We start from the raw sequence: 17,235 nt of genomic DNA, 5'->3' as shown, positions 1-17,235 counted from the left end.
TCACTGTCCTTCCCGGTCGGATACGACCGAAGCGTATCGATTCCCACCCGTCGCGCCGCCGTCGGCGGCCTGACCGCTTGTACCGCTTGCGCCGCCCACGGCGGCATGCCCGCCGGTGGACCCGAAGCCCCCTGCGGCCCGCGCCGACCCGGGAAGCTCCGCGACCTCCTGGAAGCGGACCCTCTCGACCTGCTGGACGACCAGTTGGGCAATCCGGTCGAAGCGCTCGAACCGCACGGACTCGCGCGGGTCGAGATTCACCACGATCACCTTGATCTCCCCACGGTACCCGGCATCAACCGTCCCCGGGGCATTCACGAGGGCGACGCCGCACCGGGCGGCGAGGCCCGACCGCGGGTGCACGAAGGCCGCGTACCCCTCCGGCAGGGCGACCGACACCCCTGTGGGCAGGACGGCCCGCTCCCCCGGCGCCAGTTCGCGGCTCTCCGTGGTGCGCAGATCGGCTCCCGCGTCGCCGGGGTGCTCGTACGCCGGAAGCGGTACGTCCGGGTCGACGCGGCGGATCAGGACGTCCAGGGGACCCCGGCTCACGGGTTCACCTCGAAGGCGCGGGCGCGACGCACCTGGTCCGGGTCGCTCATGGCGGCCTGGATCTCCTCCGCTCGCCCGTGGTCCACGAAGTGCTCGACGCGGACCTCGATGAAGAGGGCGTCGGCGCGAACGGCGACGGGCCCGTCGGGGCCGCCGATCCGCCCGGTCGCGGTCGAGTAGATCTTGCGCCGGGCCACCGCGGTCACCTCGGCCTCCAGATGGAGCGTGGTGCCGACGGGCACCGGCCGGACGAAGTCGGTCTCCAGCCGCCCGGTGACGGCGATCGTCCGCAGCAGCCAGTTCAGCGAGCCGAGGGTCTCGTCCAGGGCGGACGCCAGGACTCCCCCGTGCGCGAGCCCCGGAGCGCCCTGGTGGGCCGGCTGCACGGTGAACTCGGCGGTGACGGTCACGCCCTCGCCGGCCCGCGCCTGCAGATGCAGACCGTGGGCCTGCCCGTCGCCACATCCGAAACAGTGTTCGTAGTGGGCGCCGAGCAGTTCGCCGGGCGCGGGGGCGTCGGGGTGCCGGACGGGTTTCTGGGCCCCGGCCGGAGGCTCAAGAGCTGCGGAAGTACCACTCACAGCCGCAGACCTTACCCGCCCGTACGACGCCTGTCCGACGCCCGCCGCCCTCCTGCCCGGCAGCGCTGTGCGCCGCCACCCTGCCCCGGGCCGGAACCGGGGACCGTGCCAAGCTTGACTCCATGCAGCTCTCCGCCGCCCCGTACGAAGAACGCCTCACCGCCCCCCGCTCGTGGTGGTTCGTCTCGTTCCTCGTGGGCGTCTCCATGGCCCTGATCCTGCTGCCGTTCGGCACCCTGCCGCTGCTCGGCGGTCTGGTCGGCGGCACCGCGGCCGCGGCCGTCGTGGCCAGCTCCTACGGGTCCCCGCGCATCCGCGTGGTGGGCGACTCGCTGATCGCGGGCGAGGCGAAGATCCCGGTCACGGCCCTCGGCGACGCGGAGGTCCTGGACCCGGAGGAGGCGCGCGCGTGGCGCACGTACAAGGCGGACACCCGGGCCTTCCTGCTGCTGCGCTCCTACATCCCCACCGCGCTGAAGGTGGAGGTCACCGACCCCCAGGACCCGACGCCGTACCTGTACCTGTCGACGCGGGAACCGGAGCGGCTGGCGCAGGCCCTCGAGGCGGCGCGCGCGGCCGCGGCGCAGGCGTAGCCCACCCGGGAGGTCACCGGGGCTCCAGAGGGCCTCGGCAGGCCTTCAGAAGGGCCTTCAGCGTCCGGGGTGGCCCGGGTTCTCGGGGTTCAGCGGGTCGTGGGTGATCTCGCCGATGGCCAGCGGTTCCGCGGGCTCCTCGAGCGCCGGCAGTTCCCGCAGCGCGTCCCACGGGACCTGCGCCTTGCGCAGGTCGGCCCGGATCTTCGCGGCCAGCCTTCTGGTGTCCCGTCGGTTCATGAGCGCGCCGACGGCGGCGCCCACCATGAACGGCATCAGATTCGGCAGGTTACGGACCATGCGCTTCATGATCTGCTGACGGAGTTCGCGCTTCATCTGGCCGCCGAGGGCCGCGTTGACCGTGGACGGCTTCATGACGTCGATCCCGCGTTCGCCCGACCAGGAGCGCAGATAGGCGGCACTGCGGTCCTTGAGACCGCCCGGCGGCCGCAGGCCGTAGACCTCGTGGAGTTCGGCGATCAGCTTCAGCTCGATCGCGGCGACCCCGGTGATCTCCGCGGCCAGTTCGGTCGGCATCGCCGGCGGCACCGGCAGCATGGCCGCGGCGCCGATGCCGGCCCCGACGGTGGACGTGGCGTTGGCCGCGCCCGACACGAGCTTGTCGGCGAGCTGCTCGGGCCCGAGCCCGGGGAACTGCGCACGAAGCGTCCGCAGGTCCCGTACGGGGACCCGGGGGGCGATGTCGATGATCCGGTCGGCGAGATGCGCCAGGCCCGCCCTGGCGTGGCTCCCGCCCTTGCGGAGGCCTTCCCGGGCCAGGCCTGCGGCCTTCTCCCGGATGACCGCCGCCCGTCGCGTGGCGACGGGGGCGGTGTTCTGCGTCGGCGCCGGGAGGTCAGCCCGTTCACTCGCACGTTCGAGCGAGGCCGATCCCGCCGGGATCGCTCCCGTACCGGATGAGCCTCGCTCGTCGTCACGCACGCCGTGGGGGCCCTCCGTGGGCCCCTTGTCCGATCCCCGCAAGGGGAAGCGGCGCTTCCGAGGAGGGGTCGAGCCAGTCACGGCCGACCCGCCCTCAGTCGCAGTCGCGGCAGATCGGCTGGCCGTTCTTCTCGCGGGCCAGCTGGCTGCGGTGGTGCACCAGGAAGCAGCTCATGCAGGTGAACTCGTCCTGCTGCTTGGGCAGCACCCGGACGGCCAGCTCCTCGTTCGAGAGGTCCGCGCCGGGCAGCTCAAGGCCCTCCGCCGCCTCGAACTCGTCGACGTCGACCGCCGAGGCGGACTTGTCGTTCCGCCGTGCCTTCAGCTCTTCAAGGCTGTCTGAATCGACGTCGTCATCGGTCTTGCGTGGGGTGTCGTAATCGGTGGCCATGTCGCCTCTCCCCCTCTGGGTGTCTGCGGTGTCTCCAGCGCACGTAACGCGTGAGAGGCCGGACTTGTGCCCGCCTCGAGGCGGAGATTTTGCCTCACATCAAGGTCTGTTACTCAATCGACACCCAACCGAACTCCTCACGAGTGATCGGCTGGGATGGCGATCGGGACCGTACACGGTCCGAATGCCGCACTTCAAAGGCGTCTCACCGTGTACTTCCCGTGATCAGTACCCCCGAAAACCCGGATTTTCCGGGCGTTATGACAGCATTCATGATCACGGAGAGTAGATGGCCGGAAATTCGCCCTTGTGATCGATCACACACAGGAAAGCCCGACGGAGCCCCGGAAAATTCCGCGCAAAGCGAACAAGCCCGTGTGTGTCGCGACATGATCTCAGACGGGCAAGGTGACCCGCATCACAAGCCCTCCCCCCTCGCGAGGCTCAGCCGCGATGTGTCCGCCGTGCGCCCTTGCGACGGACCGCACGATGGACAGACCGAGGCCGACCCCCTTGTCGCTACCCGTCCGTTCGGTGCGCAACCGGCGGAAGGGCTCGAACAGGTTGTCGATCTCGTACGCCGGCACGACCGGCCCGGTGTTCGACACGACGAGCACCGCCTGACCGTGCTGGATCTCGGTGGTCACCTCGACCCAGCCGCCCTCGGGAACGTTGTACCGCACCGCGTTCTGGACCAGGTTCAGGGCGATCCGCTCCAGCAGGACGCCGTTGCCCTGGACGACCGCGGGCTTCTGCTCCCCGCGGATCAGCACGCCCTTGGCCGCCGCCTCCCCGTGCACCTGGTCGACGGCCTGCTCGGCCACCTCGGCCAGGTCGACGGGTTTGCGCTCGATGATCTGGTTGTCGCTGCGGGCGAGCAGCAGCAGCCCCTCGACCAGCTGTTCGCTGCGTTCGTTGGTGGCCAGCAGCGTCTTGCCCAGCTGCTGCAGTTCCGGCGGCGCTCCCGGGTCGGAGAGGTGCACCTCCAGCAGGGTGCGGTTGATCGCGAGCGGCGTGCGCAACTCGTGCGAGGCGTTGCCGACGAAGCGCTGCTGGGCGGTGAACGCGCGCTGCAGCCGCTCCAGCATGTCGTCGAAGGTGTCGGCCAGCTCCTTCAGCTCGTCGTCCGGTCCGTCCAGCTCGATGCGTCGGGACAGGTCTGAGCCCGCCACCGCGCGCGCGGTGCGGGTGATCCGGCCGAGCGGGGACAGCACCCTGCCCGCCATGGCGTAGCCGAAGGCGAAGGCGATCACCGCGAGACCCAGGAGGGCCAGCAGGGAGCGGCTGAGGAGGTTGTCCAGAGCCGCCTGGCGCTGGTGGTTCATGCACTGGCTGATCGCGTCGTTGAACTCGCCCAGTGTCTGGCCGCTCGCGAGCCCGGGACAGTCGGTGCTGGAGACCTTCAGGTCCCCGACGTCGATGATCTTGAACAACGGCTGGTTGCCGGTGTGCAGGGCCTGCGCCGCCAGCAGGTAGATGATCGACAGCAGCATGATGCCGGCGATCAGGAACATGCCGCCGTACAGCAGGGTCAGCCGTATGCGGATGGTCGGGCGGAGCCAGGGGAAGGGCAGCTGCGGGCTGCGGGGGTCCCAGGTGGGCTTGGGGGGCGCCTGCGGAGGCGTGGGTGTCGATGCCACGGCGGTCAGATCCGGTAACCCGAACCGGGGACCGTGACGATCACCGGAGGTTCGCCCAGCTTGCGGCGCAGCGTCATGACGGTCACGCGCACGACGTTGGTGAACGGGTCGGTGTTCTCGTCCCACGCCTTCTCGAGCAGCTGCTCCGCGGACACCACCGCCCCCTCGCTGCGCATCAGCACCTCGAGCACGGCGAACTCCTTGGGCGCGAGCTGGACCTCCTTGCCGTCGCGGAAGACCTCGCGGCGGTTGGGGTCGAGCTTGATGCCGGCCCGCTCCAGGACGGGCGGCAGCGGCACGCTGGTGCGGCGGCCGAGGGCGCGCACGCGCGCGATCAGCTCGCTGAAGGCGAAGGGCTTGGGAAGGTAGTCGTCGGCGCCGATCTCCAGTCCCTCGACGCGGTCGCTGACGTCGCCGGAGGCCGTGAGCATGAGCACGCGCGTGGGCATGCCGAGTTCGACGATCCTGCGGCAGACGTCGTCGCCGTGCACGAGGGGCAGGTCCCGGTCGAGGACGACCACGTCGTAGTCGTTGACGCCGATGCGCTCCAGGGCGGCCGCACCGTCGTACACGACGTCGACGGCCATGGCCTCCCGGCGCAGTCCGGTGGCCACCGCATCGGCGAGCAGTTGCTCGTCCTCGACGACGAGTACGCGCACGTCGCTTGTCCTTCCTGTGTCCACCCGCGTAGCGCCCTTCGGGCGCATGCGGGCGGGGGTTTCCGGTGAGTGTGGCTTCCATCCTGCCCTTTTCGGCCATAAGTCGGCGGTAAGGCGGTGAGCGCCAGATGAAGAGCGGGTGTGAGGCCCGGGAATGCGAGATTTTCTCGTCGGGTTGAGGTTTCCGTGGAAGGGCGTGGGGGGAGGACGGCTTTACACCCCGCGATCACGCTCTGCATGTGCCGTAGCACCATGCGGCACTGCGCGTTCCGCTTCCGCAGAGCGGGCGTGGGTGTCCGGCACCGTCGCCGCCCGGCGGGACTGCGCTGGGCGCCTGTGAGACGTGATCGCACCCCTTCCCAACCCGGCACACCCCCGTGCCAACGACCCACGACCCAGGACGAGGGGGCGCAGCATGGACGCATTCACCGCAGGACTTCTGCAGCGCATAAGGGCGACCGAGTCCGACCTGACGCGGGCTCGCGACGAGGGCGACGAGTTCCTCGCCGAGGTGGAGCAGGGCGAGCTCGACGACCTGCGCCGCCTCGCCGCCGACCACGGTGTGGAGGTCGGCGCGACGAGCGTCTGAGCAGTTCGCAGCACGACGGAGGGGCCCCGGCGAATCCAGCGCCGGGGCCCCTCCGCCTGCTCGCGCGTGGATCAGTCGTGCCAGGCTCCGAAGTCCTCCAGCAGGCGCTGCAGGGGCTCGAAGACGCCGGGGGCGGCCGCGATCGCCAGGTCACGTCCGGGGCGCTCTCCGGGCCGTCCGCCGGTCAGCGCGCCCGCCTCCCGGGCGATCAGGTCGCCCGCGGCCAGGTCCCAGGGGTGCAGGCCGCGTTCGTAGTAGCCGTCGAGGCGGCCCGCGGCCACGTCGCACAGGTCCACGGCCGCCGAGCCGCCGCGGCGGATGTCCCGCAGCAGCGGGATCAGCCGCTGCGCGACGTCGGCCTGGTGGGTGCGGACCTCGGTGACGTAGTTGAAGCCGGTGGAGACGAGCGCCTGCTCCAGCGGCGCCGCGGGCCGGCAGGACAGCGCCCGCTCGCCCTCCCGGGCATCGGTCACCCAGGCTCCGCCGCCGCGCACCGCGCGGTACGTCTCGCCGCGCAGGGGAATCGCGACGACACCGGCGACGGTCTCGCCGTCCTGTTCGGCCGCGATCGAGACGGCCCAGGTGGGGAGGCCGTACAGGTAGTTCACGGTGCCGTCGAGAGGGTCGATCACCCACCGGACGCCACTGCTGCCCGCGCTCGCGGCGCCCTCCTCGCCGAGGAAGCCGTCGTCGGGGCGGCGTTCGGCGATCAGACCGGTGATCAGTTTCTCGGCCGCGATGTCCATCTCGGTGACGACGTCGATCGGGCTCGACTTGGTGGCGGCGACCGCGAGGTCGGCCGGCCTGCCGTCGCGCAGCAGCTCGCCCGCGCGGCGGGCCGCCTCCTCGGCGAGTCGGAGCAGTTCCGTGTGCAAGGGGTCGGTCACGCCGTTCCTCACGCGTAGGGGCTGTCGGCGCCCGCGGCGGCGGGCTTGGGGGCGCGGGCGGGGCAGCAGCCCACCGGGCACAGGTCGTGGCTCGCCCCCAGCGCGCCCAGGGCGCAGGGGGTGACGTCCAGGCCGTTCTCCGTCGCGGCGCGTTCCAGGACCAGTTCGCGGACGGCGGCGGCGAAGCGCGGGTCGGCGCCCACGGTGGCCGAGCGGCGCACCGGCAGGCCGAGCTCCCGCGCCTTGGCCGTGGCCTCCGTGTCGAGGTCGTAGAGGACCTCCATGTGGTCGGAGACGAAGCCGATGGGGGCCATCACGACCGCCGGAACGCCGGCCGCGTGCCGTTCCTCGAGGTGGTCGCAGATGTCCGGCTCCAGCCAGGGGATGTGCGGGGCGCCGGAGCGGGACTGGTAGACGAGCTGCCAGGGATGGTCCACGCCGGTCCGGTCGCGGACGGCGTCGGCGACGAGCCGGGCGGTGTCCAGGTGCTGCTTCACGTACGCGCCGCCGTCGCCGTGTTCCTCGACCGGACCGGAGGCGTCGGCTGCGGCGATCGGGATCGAGTGGGTCGAGAAGGCGATGTGCGCGCCGTCCCGGACCTCCTCGGGGAGGTCGGCCAGCGACCGCAGCACGCCCTCGATCACGGGCTCCACGAAACCGGGGTGGTTGAAGTAGTGCCGCAGCTTGTCGACCCGGGGCGGCTGCAGGCCCTCGGCCTCCAGCGTGGCCAGCGCGTCGGCGAGGTTCTCGCGGTACTGGCGGCAGCCGGAGTAGGAGGCGTAGGCGCTGGTGGCGAGGACGAGGACGCGCCGGCGGCCGTCGGCGGCCATCTCGCGCAGGGTGTCCGTGAGGTACGGGGCCCAGTTGCGGTTGCCCCAGTAGACCGGCAGGTCCAGGCCGTGCTCGGCGAAGTCCTTGCGCAGGGCGTCCAGGAGGGCGCGGTTCTGGTCGTTGATGGGGCTGACCCCGCCGAACAGGAAGTAGTGCTGCCCGACTTCCTTGAGGCGTTCCTTGGGGATGCCGCGCCCGCGCGTCACGTTCTCCAGGAACGGGACCACGTCGTCCGGGCCTTCCGGGCCGCCGAAGGAGAGCAGGAGCAGGGCGTCGTAGGGGGTGGCATCGCGCGCGTCTCGCATGGGTCGATCCTGCCACCAGGCTCGGGCGGACGCGGCGGGGCGGGGTGCCGGACGGGAACACGGTCGCCCCCCAGGATGCGTTAGGGTTGCCTAAGTTCGTCAGTCGTATGAGCTGCTTCACGCCTTACCGGTTCCGCCGGGATCGGCACGCCCGCCGAGTCACCGTCGAACCGCCTCCCTCACGCCGCGCCGGCCTCGCACACGCGCGTGACCGGACCTCCCGGAGATCCTCGTGCCCAGCCCGTACCGCGCCCTGTTCGCCGCTCCCGGCTCCAGGAGCTTCTCCGCCGCGGGGTTCATCGGCCGGATGCCGCTGTCGATGATGGGCATCGGCGTGGTCACGATGGTCTCGCAGCTCACGGGGCGCTACGGACTCGCGGGCGCGCTGTCGGCGACCATCGCGCTGGCGGCGGCGGTCTTCGGACCGCAGATCTCGCGTCTGGTGGACCGCCACGGTCAGCGCAGGGTGCTGCGCCCCGCCACGCTCGTCGCCCTCGGCGCCGCGGCCGGGCTGTTGCTGGCCGCGCACTTCGAGTGGCCCGACTGGATGCTGTTCGTGTGCGCCGCCGGCGTCGGCACGGTGCCCAGTCTCGGCGCGATGATCCGGGCGCGCTGGGCCGCCCTGTACCGGGGCACCCCGCGGCTGCACACCGCGTACTCCTTCGAGTCCGTGGTCGACGAGGTGTGCTTCATCTTCGGGCCGATCATCTCCATCGGTCTGTCCACGGCCTGGTTCCCGGAGGCCGGACCGCTGCTCGCGGCCTGCTTCCTGGCCGTCGGGGTCTTCTGGCTGACCGCCCAGCGGGCCACCGAGCCCGCTCCGCACCCGCGCGACGAGCAGCACGGCACGGGCTCGGCGCTGCGTTCGCCGGGACTGCAGGTGCTCGTGGCCACCTTCGTGGCGACCGGCGCGATCTTCGGAGCGGTCGACGTGGTCACCGTCGCCTTCGCCGACGAGCAGGGCCACCAGACCGCCGCCAGCGTCGTCCTGGCGCTCTACGCGGCCGGCTCCTGCCTTGCGGGGCTCGTGTTCGGACTGCTGCGCCCGAAGGGGCAGGCGGAACGACGCTGGCTGCTGGGCGTGTTCATGATGGCCGTGAGTATGATCCCCCTCCTACTGGTCGGAAACTTGCCGTTTCTGGCCGTGGCGCTGTTCGTAGCGGGCCTGGCGATCGCTCCCACGATGATCACCACCATGTCCCTCATCGAAGAGCACGTACCACGCGCGCGATTGACCGAGGGCATGACCTGGATCAGCACCGGGCTCGCGGTCGGCGTCGCGCTCGGCTCCTCCATCGCCGGCTGGGTCATCGACGCGGCCGGGGCGCGGGCCGGGTACGGGGTTCCGGCGGTGTCCGGGGCCGTCGCGGTCGCGGTCGGTTTCCTGGGGTACCGCCGGCTGAGCAGGCCGGCGCCGGGTCGTGGAGGCACCGTTGAGCAGCACAGCGAGCGGGAAGAACGCCGTCTGGCGTAACTGGGGCGGCAACGTCGTCGCACGACCCGCGCGGGAGGTCACACCCGCCTCCGTCGACGAACTGGCGGCCGCGGTGCGCCGGGCCGCCGAGGACGGACTGAAGGTGAAGGCGGTCGGCACCGGTCACTCCTTCACGTCGATCGCCGCGACCGACGGCGTGTTGATCCGTCCTCAGCTGTTGACCGGCATACGCGACGTCGACCGGGAGAACATGACCGTCACGGTCGAGGCCGGCACGCCGCTCAAGAGGCTCAACCTGGCCCTCGCGCGCGAGGGCCTGTCGCTCACCAACATGGGCGACATCATGGAGCAGACGGTGTCGGGCGCCACCAGTACCGGCACCCACGGCACGGGGCGCGAGTCGGCCTCCATCGCCGCCCAGATCAAGGGCCTCGAGCTGGTGACGGCCGACGGCTCGGTGCTCACCTGCTCCGAGAAGGAGAATCCGGACGTCTTCGCGGCGGCGCGGATCGGCCTGGGCGCCCTCGGCGTCGTCACCGCGATCACCTTCGCCGTGGAGCCGATATTCCTGCTCACCGCGCGCGAGGAGCCGATGCCCTTCGACAGGGTCCTGGCCGACTTCGACGAGCTGTGGGCCGAGAACGAGCACTTCGAGTTCTACTGGTTCCCGCACACGGGCAGCACCAACACCAAGCGCAACAACCGCAGCGCCGGGCCCCGCAAGCCGGTGAGCCAGGTCGCCGGCTTCGTCGAGGACGAACTCCTCTCCAACGGCGTCTTCCAGGTCGCCCAGTGGGTCGGCCGCGCGGCGCCCGCCACGATCCCGGCCATCGCCCGGGTCTCGAGCAAGGCCCTGTCCGCGCGCACCTACACGGACATCCCGTACAAGGTCTACACGTCCCCGCGCCGGGTGCGCTTCCTCGAGATGGAGTACGCGCTCCCCCGTGAGGCCGTGACCGAGGCGCTGCGCGAGCTGCGGACGATGGTCGACCGCTCCGGTCTGCGCATCAGCTTCCCCGTGGAGGTGCGCACCGCGCCGGCGGACGACATCACCCTGTCCACCGCCTCGGGGCGCGACAGCGCGTACATCGCCGTGCACATGGTGAAGGGCACGTCCTACTCGAAGTACTTCACCGCAGCCGAGCACATCTTCACCGCGTACGAGGGCCGACCGCACTGGGGCAAGATCCACACGCGGGACGCCGGGTACTTCGCCTCCGTCTACCCGCGCTTCGGCGAGTTCACGGCACTGCGGGACCGGCTCGATCCCGACCGCCGGTTCCAGAACGACTACGTGCGCCGGGTCCTGGGGGAGTAGCGGACGCCGTCGAGGAGCCCGGCCTGCGCTCCGCGCCTCACGTCCGGGCTCCTCGACGCTTTCCGGCCTTTGGCGCATACCGGCATGCTGCCTGCCTTTTCCGTACTGGTGCCGCCAGCCATACGGGAAAGGGACTTACGGGGGAAACCGGGAGTTCCGATTCGGGCGATTGCGTGAGGTACGCCACTTTCAAGATCGTAAAATGCGCGCCACGAAGGGCCAAGTCCCACCTCGCGCCAGAAGTTGGGTGGCGCGCCAATCCACGCACGTGGCCCAAATGGAGTACTGTTGCGAGCCCTGGGCCCGGTCTCCCGCCAGGATGTCCGGGGCCTCGCCGGACCGCCCGAACGGGGACCGGTCGCACAGGGTGACGGCTTCGGTGACTCAGCGTGGAGAATAGGTAACCGTGCCATAACGGCGGCGCGGGACCCGTGCCCGACACGCCGGGCAACTCGGCAAGGTTGTGGCAGGCTGCACCCGGGCAGGCCACACTCGACTAGCGGAAGCAGCGACGCACGTGACGTCGGCAGGCACCACCCGGGAGGTCCCCATGCCCGAACTGCGTGTCGTGGCCGTCTCGAATGACGGCACACGGCTGGTGCTGAAGGCTGCGGACAGCACGGAGTACACGCTTCCGATCGACGAGCGTCTGCGCGCCGCCGTACGCGGCGACCGTCCCCGCCTCGGCCAGATCGAGATCGAGGTGGAGAGCCATCTCCGCCCCCGCGACATCCAGGCGCGTATACGTGCCGGCGCCACCGCGGAAGAAGTCGCCCAGATGGCCGGCATCCCCGTCGACCGTGTGCGCCGCTTCGAGGGCCCCGTGCTGGCCGAGCGCGCCTTCATGGCCGAGCGAGCCCGGAAGACTCCGGTCCGCCGGCCCGGCGAGAACGCCGGACCCCAGCTCGGCGAGGCGGTCCAGGAGCGGCTGCTGCTGCGCGGCGCCGACAAGGACACCGTCCAGTGGGACTCGTGGCGGCGCGACGACGGCACCTGGGAGGTGCTGCTCGTCTACCTGGTCGCGGGCGAACCGCATTCGGCGAGCTGGACGTACGACCCGCCCCGGCGGCTCGTCCAGGCCGTCGACGACGAGGCGCGTTCCCTGATCGGCGAGTCCGACGACCTGGCCGCTCCGGAGCCCAGCTTTCCGTTCGTTCCGCGCATCGCCCGGCTGCCGCGCGACCGGCCGCTGGACCGCGCCCTCGACCGGGAACGGCCCAGCCTGCCGGCCCCGCCGTCCGAGCCGGCCGAGGAGGGCGCCGAGCGGGAACGCGACTCGCTGACCAGCCTGTTGGAGGCGGTGCCGAGCTTCCGTGGCGACATGGTCGTCCCGGAGCGCCCGGCGGACCCCGTCACGGAGGAACCGGACGAGCAGGAGCCCGAGGTCGAGGAGCCGCCGGCGCCCGCCGCCTCGGCCGGTTCCGCCTACGCGGACGTCCTCATGCCGCGTTCCGTCGGCAGCCACCGCGACCGTCTCGTCGGCGCCACCGACCGTCAGGCCGAGGCGGACGGCGTCCGTCCGGGCCGCCGGGCCGCGGTGCCCAGCTGGGACGAGATCGTGTTCGGCACCCGGCGCAAGAAGCAGGAGTGACCGGGGCTCCGGACCAGCCCTTCGGGGCGTCCGCCGGTGCGCCGGGGCCGGCGCGCACGGCGTTGCCCGTGAAGACTGCGCAGACCGTGCAGAAGGAGGGCCGCACCTGTTCGGTGCGGCCCTCCTGTGCTGTCCGCACTTCGGGGTCACTGAGGGTCCGGGCCCACGGCGACCGGTCGGGACGGCTCCGAGGACCACTCCGACCAGGACCCGACGTACAGGGCCGCGGGGATGCCGGCGACGGCCAGGGCGAGGACCTCGTGCGCGCCGGAGACGCCCGAGCCGCAGTAGACGCCGACCTCGGCTCCGTCGGACGCGCCCAGGGCCTTGAAGCGGTCCCTCAGGTCCTCCGGGGGCAGGAACCGGCCGTCCGGGCCCACGTTCTCGTTCGTCGGCGCGGAGACGGCGCCCGGGATGTGCCCGCCGACGCGGTCGATCGGCTCGACCTCACCCCGGTACCGCTCCCCCGCGCGGGCGTCGAACAGCACTCCGGAGCGGGCGAGGGCCGCGGCCCCGTCGGCGTCGAGGAGACCCGTGTCGCCCGGGACCGGGGCGAAGTCGCCCTCCACGCGCGCGGGGACGTCCACCGAGAGATCCCCCCGCCACGACGGCAACCCGCCGTCCAGGACCCGCACGTCCGGGTGACCCGTCCAGCGCAGCAGCCACCACGCGCGCGCCGCCGCCCAGCCCTGCCCGCCGTCGTACACCACGACCGGCCGGCCGGCGAAGACGCCCGCCCTGCGCATCGCCGCGCCGAACTCCGCAAGGTCGGGCAGCGGGTGACGGCCGGCCGCGCCCGCGGCGCCCGCGAGCTCACGGTCCAGGTCGACGTAGACCGCGCCCGGCACGTGCCCGGACGCATAGGCGGCGCGGCCGTCGAAGGGCGGCTCGCCGGCCGCCTTCGCCGTGCTGAGCTGCCAGCGGACGTCGAGAACGACGGGCGGGTTCTCCCCCGCCAGGTCGTCGGCCAGTTCCGATGCGGTGATGATGGCGTTCATGGCCACCATCCTGGCGTACGGGGTGGCCCCGCCGCCCGTGTCCGGCTACTCTGCTCGGCCGGACAGCCTCGATCACGAGGCGTGCGGGATCGAGCACGTGCCGTACAGACGATCGGCATACGGCGACAACCGCGCGTGAACCCGGGAGAAACCCTCCACCAGGGATCCTCCGAGAGCGGCAGCGACACGACACCCCGAGTGGCCGAGGAGAGGGAGACGATGACCGAGGCAGGCGGGCCGGCCGGCACGATCGGCGCGACACACCCGCGGTACGCGCCGGGGACACCCTGCTGGGTGAGTCTGATGGCGCACGGGTTGACGGCCACGCAGGAGTTCTACGGGCAGCTCTTCGGCTGGGACTTCCGGCCCGGCCCGGAGCAGCTCGGGCCCTACGTGCGCGCGCTGCTCGACGGCGAGGAGGTCGCCGGCATCGGCCAACTCCCCCCGGACCGCCATCTGCCCGTGGCCTGGACGCCCTACTTCGCCTCCGACGACGTGGACAGCACCGCGGAAACGGTACGGCTGTGCGGCGGGACGATCGGGGTGGGTCCCCTGGACGCCTCCGACGCCGGGCGGCTGGCGATCGGCTCCGACCCCTCCGGCGCGGTGTTCGGCGTCTGGCAGGCCGCGGGCCACGTGGGCGCCACCGTCTCCGGCGTGCCGGGGACACCTGTCTGGAACGATCTGACGACCTATGAGACGGCGGGCGTCCGCAAGTTCTACGAGACGGTCTTCGGCTACGCCGAGGAAGCCGTGGAGTCCCCCGACCACGACTACGTGACCCTGCACGTCGGCGGTCACCCGGTCGCCGGTCTGCACGGCGTGGGCGCGGACCTGCCACGGGACCAGGGGCCGCACTGGACGACGTACTTCGAGGTGGCCGACACGGACGCGGCGATGGACCGCGTGGTCGCGCTCGGCGGACGGGTGCTCTCGCCGGCCGAGGACAGCACACACGGGCGCGTGGCGGTGGTGGCCGACCCGGAGGGCGCCCGCTTCGCCGTGATCCAGGAACCCCGGTAGTCAGCGGCGGCCCACGCCGTCCGCCCCCGGGCGCCGCTCAGATCTGCTGCACCGGCAGCACGTCCGGGGACAGGGCGGCCGCGCGCGCCGACGCCGCGGTCATCCGGCGGCGGTGGTGACGCCTGCACAGGACTTCATAGCCGACCGTGTCCGCCTGGTTCACGTCGCCGACGACGACCTGCGCGCCCTCGACCACCATGAAGCCGCCCACCGTGCGGGCGTTGTGCGTGGCGCGGGCGCCGCACCAGCACAGCGCCTCGACCTGCAGCACCTCCACGCGGTCGGCGAGTTCGACGAGCCGCTGGGAACCGGGGAACAGCTTGGAGCGGAAGTCGGTGGTGATGCCGAAGGCGTAGACGTCGACGTCCAGGTCGTCGACCACGCGCGCGAGCTGGTCGATCTGCTCCTCGGCGAGGAACTGCGCCTCGTCCGCGATCACGTAGTCCGCGCGGCCGCCCTGCGAGAGGTGGTCGACGAGATAGGCGTACAGGTCCTGACCGTCCTCGACCTCCACCGCGTCGGTGACCAGGCCGAGACGGGAGGACAGCTTGCCCTCGCCCGCACGGTCGTCGCGGGTGAAGATGATGCCCTGCAGACCGCGCGCGGAGCGGTTGTGCTCTATCTGGAGAGCCAGCGTCGACTTCCCGCAGTCCATGGTTCCGGAGAAGAACACCAGCTCGGGCATGGGGAGTTGAACGCCTTTCGGTGAAGTGAGGCGGAGCAGGGACGGTTCTGGGGCTTCAGGAGCGTACTTCGAGCAGAGGGACCAGCTGCTCGGCAGGGGTCATGGAACCGTGGTTGCCGACCATCGACGACTCCTTGGGCTCCCGCTCGGAGGCGATGAGCAGGACGTCGTCCCGGGCCGCCGCGATCACGTCGCCGAGGCGGTCGCGCACCCGGTCGTCGATCCGCGGACCGAACCAGCCCGCGTCGATCGCCTCCTCCCGGGACGCCACCCAGAACTGCTCGCCGAGCACCTCGCGCCAGCAGGTCAGGACGTCGTCCGCGGCGCCCGGCACGGCGTAGACATGGCGGGCGCGGCCTTCGCCGCCGAGCAGGGCGACGCCCGCGCTCAGCTCCCAGTCCGCGTCGAAGTCGATCCGGTGCTCCTCGTCGAACGGCACGTCGATCATGCCGTGGTCGGCGGTGACGAAGAGCGCGCTGCGCGGCGGAAGCTGCTCGGCAAGACGCTGGACCAGCCGGTCCACGTACATGAGCTGACCGCGCCAGGTGTCGGACGCGACGCCGTAACGGTGCCCGGCGCCGTCCAGTTCGGCGTAGTACGTGTAGACGAGGGAACGGTCGCCGGCGGCGAGCTGCTCGGCGGCGCAGTCCATGCGCTCCTCGCCGGTGAGCCTCCCGTGAAACGTTCCGCCGCTGAGCGCGACCTTGGTCAGCGGCGTGTTCTGGAACGTGGGCGACGACACCTGGGCGGCGTGCACGCCCGCCCTGTCGGCGAGCTGGAAGACGGTGGGATACGGCTGCCAGACGCCCGGCGAGGTCCACGGCTGCCAGCGGAGCTGGTTCATCAGCTCGCCGGTGGCGGGATTGCGCACGGTGTAGCCCGGCAGGCCGTGGGCGCCCGGCGGGAGGCCGGTGCCGACGGAGGCGAGGGAGGTCGCCGTGGTCGCCGGGTAGCCGGCGGTGAGCGGGCGTCCGGTGCCGCCCCGCGAGCTGCCGAGGAGCGCGTGCAGGTAGGGCGCCTCGTCGGGGTGGTCCCTGATCTGCTCCCAGCCGAGGCCGTCGACCAGGAAGACGCAGTTGCGGTCGGCCGCGGTCAGCTCGGGGATCGCCGCGGTCGTGCCGGGCACGCCCAGGCCCGCCGCCAGCGTGGGCAGCAGGTCGGCGAGCGAGCCGGAGCCGTATTCGGGTACGGGCGCGGAGGCGACGGCGAGCGGTTCGGGGAAGTCCCAGGGGGCCTGCTGCGTCATCAGCGGGTGACGTCCGCTGTCGCCTCGGAGAGCGCCTGCGCGAAGGCGAGCGCCTGGCGCACCGTCTCCGGGCCGTCTCCGGCCTCGCTGACGCGCAGGCTGAGGTCGTCCGCCGTCGAGTTGCCGGTGTAGCCGTGGTCGGCGTCGCAGTTGGGGTCGCCGCAGGCGGCCGGCTCCAGGTCGATACGGGAGACGGCGCCCCAGCCGATGGTCAGCACCACCTCGCGCGGCAGTGTGCCCGGTGTGTACGACTCCGGGTTGGCGACCACGCGGCTGACGACGACCGACGAGATCCGGCCGAGCTTCACGGACTCCGTGGACGTCGTGGCGTACGGCGTCGGGGACGTGGTGTCGGCCGCCTGCTCGTCGGTGTGGCTGACGATGAAGCGGTTGCCGGTGAGCACCAGCACGGTGACGTGCCGGCGCACCTCGTTCTGGTCGAACGTGGTCTCCTGGTGAACCAGGTACGACCGGATCGGATCGCCGCCGACGGCGGCCTCCACCGCCTCTGCCACGAGGGCCGGGTAGTAGCCGCTGCGCTCGATCGCCGCGCGCAGCCCCTGGGTCGTCGTACTGGTCTTGGCCATGGGGTCCATCCTACGGGGACCCACTGACTGCGAGATGCCTCTCGCGACCGCTTCCGGGGGGCCGGGATCAGGTGCCCGGCGCCTCGCCTCAGCGGTGGGCCGGCGCACCCGCGGGGCGCACCGCTGCCCGGCAGGCGCGTCCCCGCGCGCCTGCCCGAGCACGTGCTCCCGGACGATCTCAAGGCGTTGCGCGGCCACGAGGCATGGGGGGCGGGATCGGGTCCGCGCCGCGTCCGCGCCGAACGCGGCAACGACAAGGGGGCGTTGGCCGAGGAGACGGTCCGGGCGCGCTAGTCCGCCGAGGGTCGGGCCACCCCGGCCCGGTCCCGTCAGGAGCCCTCGGGCAGGGCGACCGCGGGGTGCCGTCGCAGGGCGACCGGGG

19 protein-coding genes are annotated in these 17,235 nt (G+C 72.0%); 7 read left to right on the top strand and 12 right to left on the bottom strand.

Annotated features, from left to right (window positions below; genetic code table 11):
* Together dut and ACH4ZA_RS22215 are read right to left on the bottom strand one after the other, a co-directional pair.
* Complete coding sequence (dut, locus tag ACH4ZA_RS22220; RefSeq protein WP_057575476.1) at positions 1 to 552, bottom strand: dUTP diphosphatase; 552 nt, start codon at positions 550 to 552, stop codon at positions 1 to 3.
* On the bottom strand, positions 549 to 1,133 hold the full coding sequence (locus ACH4ZA_RS22215) for a PaaI family thioesterase (RefSeq protein ID WP_319280672.1): 585 nt from the start codon (positions 1,131 to 1,133) through the stop codon (positions 549 to 551). The genes dut and ACH4ZA_RS22215 overlap by 4 nt, the downstream gene beginning before the upstream one ends.
* Before the next feature lie 122 nt (positions 1,134 to 1,255).
* On the opposite strand from ACH4ZA_RS22215, the gene ACH4ZA_RS22210 reads away from it, so the two are divergent.
* On the top strand, positions 1,256 to 1,726 hold the full coding sequence (locus ACH4ZA_RS22210; protein ID WP_319280673.1) for a DUF3093 domain-containing protein: 471 nt from the start codon (positions 1,256 to 1,258) through the stop codon (positions 1,724 to 1,726).
* Between the two features lie 57 nt (positions 1,727 to 1,783).
* On the opposite strand, the gene ACH4ZA_RS22205 is transcribed toward ACH4ZA_RS22210, so the two are convergent.
* The 4 genes from ACH4ZA_RS22205 to ACH4ZA_RS22190 form a co-directional block, all read right to left on the bottom strand.
* Positions 1,784 to 2,749, bottom strand: a complete 966-nt coding sequence (locus ACH4ZA_RS22205) for a hypothetical protein (protein ID WP_319280675.1) — start codon at positions 2,747 to 2,749, stop codon at positions 1,784 to 1,786.
* Between the two features lie 13 nt (positions 2,750 to 2,762).
* Positions 2,763 to 3,059, bottom strand: a complete 297-nt coding sequence (locus tag ACH4ZA_RS22200; protein ID WP_003993510.1) for a DUF4193 domain-containing protein — start codon at positions 3,057 to 3,059, stop codon at positions 2,763 to 2,765.
* Positions 3,060 to 3,454: 395 nt separating this feature from the next.
* A complete protein-coding gene (locus ACH4ZA_RS22195; protein WP_398431082.1) occupies positions 3,455 to 4,699 on the bottom strand; it encodes a sensor histidine kinase in 1,245 nt (414 codons plus the stop codon).
* A gap of 5 nt (positions 4,700 to 4,704) precedes the next feature.
* Complete coding sequence (locus ACH4ZA_RS22190; RefSeq protein ID WP_007387794.1) at positions 4,705 to 5,358, bottom strand: response regulator transcription factor; 654 nt, start codon at positions 5,356 to 5,358, stop codon at positions 4,705 to 4,707.
* 415 nt (positions 5,359 to 5,773) lie between these two features.
* On the opposite strand from ACH4ZA_RS22190, the gene ACH4ZA_RS22185 reads away from it, so the two are divergent.
* Positions 5,774 to 5,947, top strand: a complete 174-nt coding sequence (locus ACH4ZA_RS22185) for a hypothetical protein (RefSeq protein WP_173985551.1) — start codon at positions 5,774 to 5,776, stop codon at positions 5,945 to 5,947.
* Between the two features lie 71 nt (positions 5,948 to 6,018).
* Here ACH4ZA_RS22185 and ACH4ZA_RS22180 read toward each other — a convergent pair whose 3' ends face one another.
* Positions 6,019 to 6,834, bottom strand: a complete 816-nt coding sequence (locus ACH4ZA_RS22180; RefSeq protein WP_319280679.1) for an inositol monophosphatase family protein — start codon at positions 6,832 to 6,834, stop codon at positions 6,019 to 6,021.
* An 8-nt stretch (positions 6,835 to 6,842) separates the two neighbouring features.
* The gene (locus ACH4ZA_RS22175; protein WP_398431080.1) at positions 6,843 to 7,970 is read right to left on the bottom strand and encodes a ferrochelatase; all 1,128 of its coding nucleotides are present in this window, start codon (positions 7,968 to 7,970) and stop codon (positions 6,843 to 6,845) included.
* 232 nt (positions 7,971 to 8,202) lie between these two features.
* Between ACH4ZA_RS22175 and ACH4ZA_RS22170 the strand changes: the two genes are divergently transcribed.
* From ACH4ZA_RS22170 to sepH, 3 genes are all read left to right on the top strand, one after another.
* Positions 8,203 to 9,444, top strand: a complete 1,242-nt coding sequence (locus ACH4ZA_RS22170; RefSeq protein WP_398431077.1) for an MFS transporter — start codon at positions 8,203 to 8,205, stop codon at positions 9,442 to 9,444.
* The gene (locus tag ACH4ZA_RS22165; protein ID WP_398431076.1) at positions 9,404 to 10,723 is read left to right on the top strand and encodes a D-arabinono-1,4-lactone oxidase; all 1,320 of its coding nucleotides are present in this window, start codon (positions 9,404 to 9,406) and stop codon (positions 10,721 to 10,723) included. The genes ACH4ZA_RS22170 and ACH4ZA_RS22165 overlap by 41 nt, the downstream gene beginning before the upstream one ends.
* A gap of 550 nt (positions 10,724 to 11,273) precedes the next feature.
* Complete coding sequence (gene sepH, locus ACH4ZA_RS22160) at positions 11,274 to 12,314, top strand: septation protein SepH (protein WP_319280687.1); 1,041 nt, start codon at positions 11,274 to 11,276, stop codon at positions 12,312 to 12,314.
* 146 nt (positions 12,315 to 12,460) lie between these two features.
* Here the strand turns inward: sepH and ACH4ZA_RS22155 are convergent, their stop codons facing one another.
* Positions 12,461 to 13,312 (bottom strand): sulfurtransferase, encoded by an 852-nt coding sequence (locus ACH4ZA_RS22155; protein ID WP_319280689.1) that lies wholly within the window; start codon positions 13,310 to 13,312, stop codon positions 12,461 to 12,463.
* Between ACH4ZA_RS22155 and ACH4ZA_RS22150 the strand changes: the two genes are divergently transcribed.
* Together ACH4ZA_RS22150 and ACH4ZA_RS22145 are read left to right on the top strand one after the other, a co-directional pair.
* Positions 13,311 to 13,451: a hypothetical protein gene (locus tag ACH4ZA_RS22150; protein ID WP_398431074.1), complete on the top strand. Its 141-nt coding sequence runs from the start codon at positions 13,311 to 13,313 to the stop codon at positions 13,449 to 13,451. The genes ACH4ZA_RS22155 and ACH4ZA_RS22150 overlap by 2 nt on opposite strands.
* An 80-nt stretch (positions 13,452 to 13,531) precedes the next feature.
* The gene (locus ACH4ZA_RS22145; RefSeq protein ID WP_319280693.1) at positions 13,532 to 14,335 is read left to right on the top strand and encodes a VOC family protein; all 804 of its coding nucleotides are present in this window, start codon (positions 13,532 to 13,534) and stop codon (positions 14,333 to 14,335) included.
* A gap of 37 nt (positions 14,336 to 14,372) precedes the next feature.
* On the opposite strand, the gene ACH4ZA_RS22140 is transcribed toward ACH4ZA_RS22145, so the two are convergent.
* Genes ACH4ZA_RS22140 through ACH4ZA_RS22130 form a run of 3 tightly spaced genes read right to left on the bottom strand, consistent with a single transcriptional unit; the run spans position 14,373 to position 16,862 of the window.
* Complete coding sequence (locus tag ACH4ZA_RS22140) at positions 14,373 to 15,020, bottom strand: thymidine kinase (RefSeq protein WP_057575455.1); 648 nt, start codon at positions 15,018 to 15,020, stop codon at positions 14,373 to 14,375.
* A 55-nt stretch (positions 15,021 to 15,075) separates the two neighbouring features.
* Positions 15,076 to 16,266: an alkaline phosphatase family protein gene (locus ACH4ZA_RS22135; protein WP_319280695.1), complete on the bottom strand. Its 1,191-nt coding sequence runs from the start codon at positions 16,264 to 16,266 to the stop codon at positions 15,076 to 15,078.
* Positions 16,266 to 16,862 (bottom strand): DUF5998 family protein, encoded by a 597-nt coding sequence (locus tag ACH4ZA_RS22130; RefSeq protein WP_319280698.1) that lies wholly within the window; start codon positions 16,860 to 16,862, stop codon positions 16,266 to 16,268. Before ACH4ZA_RS22130 ends, ACH4ZA_RS22135 begins: the two co-directional genes overlap by 1 nt.
* Positions 16,863 to 17,235: the final 373 nt, after the last annotated feature.

This window comes from Streptomyces sp. NPDC020597, from assembly GCF_044335095.1.
Classification (GTDB): domain Bacteria; phylum Actinomycetota; class Actinomycetes; order Streptomycetales; family Streptomycetaceae; genus Streptomyces.
The sequence above is the reverse complement of the archived record's forward strand: the minus strand, read 5'-3'. Positions and strand labels throughout refer to the sequence as shown.

Bases quoted from the DNA above. Each gene is read 5' to 3' on its own strand.
- ACH4ZA_RS22210 (WP_319280673.1), top strand. From the start codon at position 1,256: ATGCAGCTCTCCGCCGCCCCGTACGAAGAACGCCTCACCGCCCCCCGC.
- ACH4ZA_RS22200 (WP_003993510.1), bottom strand. From the start codon at position 3,059: ATGGCCACCGATTACGACACCCCACGCAAGACCGATGACGACGTCGAT.
- ACH4ZA_RS22185 (WP_173985551.1), top strand. From the start codon at position 5,774: ATGGACGCATTCACCGCAGGACTTCTGCAGCGCATAAGGGCGACCGAG.
- ACH4ZA_RS22175 (WP_398431080.1), bottom strand. From the start codon at position 7,970: ATGCGAGACGCGCGCGATGCCACCCCCTACGACGCCCTGCTCCTGCTC.
- sepH (WP_319280687.1), top strand. From the start codon at position 11,274: ATGCCCGAACTGCGTGTCGTGGCCGTCTCGAATGACGGCACACGGCTG.
- ACH4ZA_RS22150 (WP_398431074.1), top strand. From the start codon at position 13,311: ATGGCCACCATCCTGGCGTACGGGGTGGCCCCGCCGCCCGTGTCCGGC.
- ACH4ZA_RS22155 (WP_319280689.1), bottom strand. From the start codon at position 13,312: ATGAACGCCATCATCACCGCATCGGAACTGGCCGACGACCTGGCGGGG.
- ACH4ZA_RS22145 (WP_319280693.1), top strand. From the start codon at position 13,532: ATGACCGAGGCAGGCGGGCCGGCCGGCACGATCGGCGCGACACACCCG.
- ACH4ZA_RS22140 (WP_057575455.1), bottom strand. From the start codon at position 15,020: ATGCCCGAGCTGGTGTTCTTCTCCGGAACCATGGACTGCGGGAAGTCG.
- ACH4ZA_RS22135 (WP_319280695.1), bottom strand. From the start codon at position 16,266: ATGACGCAGCAGGCCCCCTGGGACTTCCCCGAACCGCTCGCCGTCGCC.
- ACH4ZA_RS22130 (WP_319280698.1), bottom strand. From the start codon at position 16,862: ATGGACCCCATGGCCAAGACCAGTACGACGACCCAGGGGCTGCGCGCG.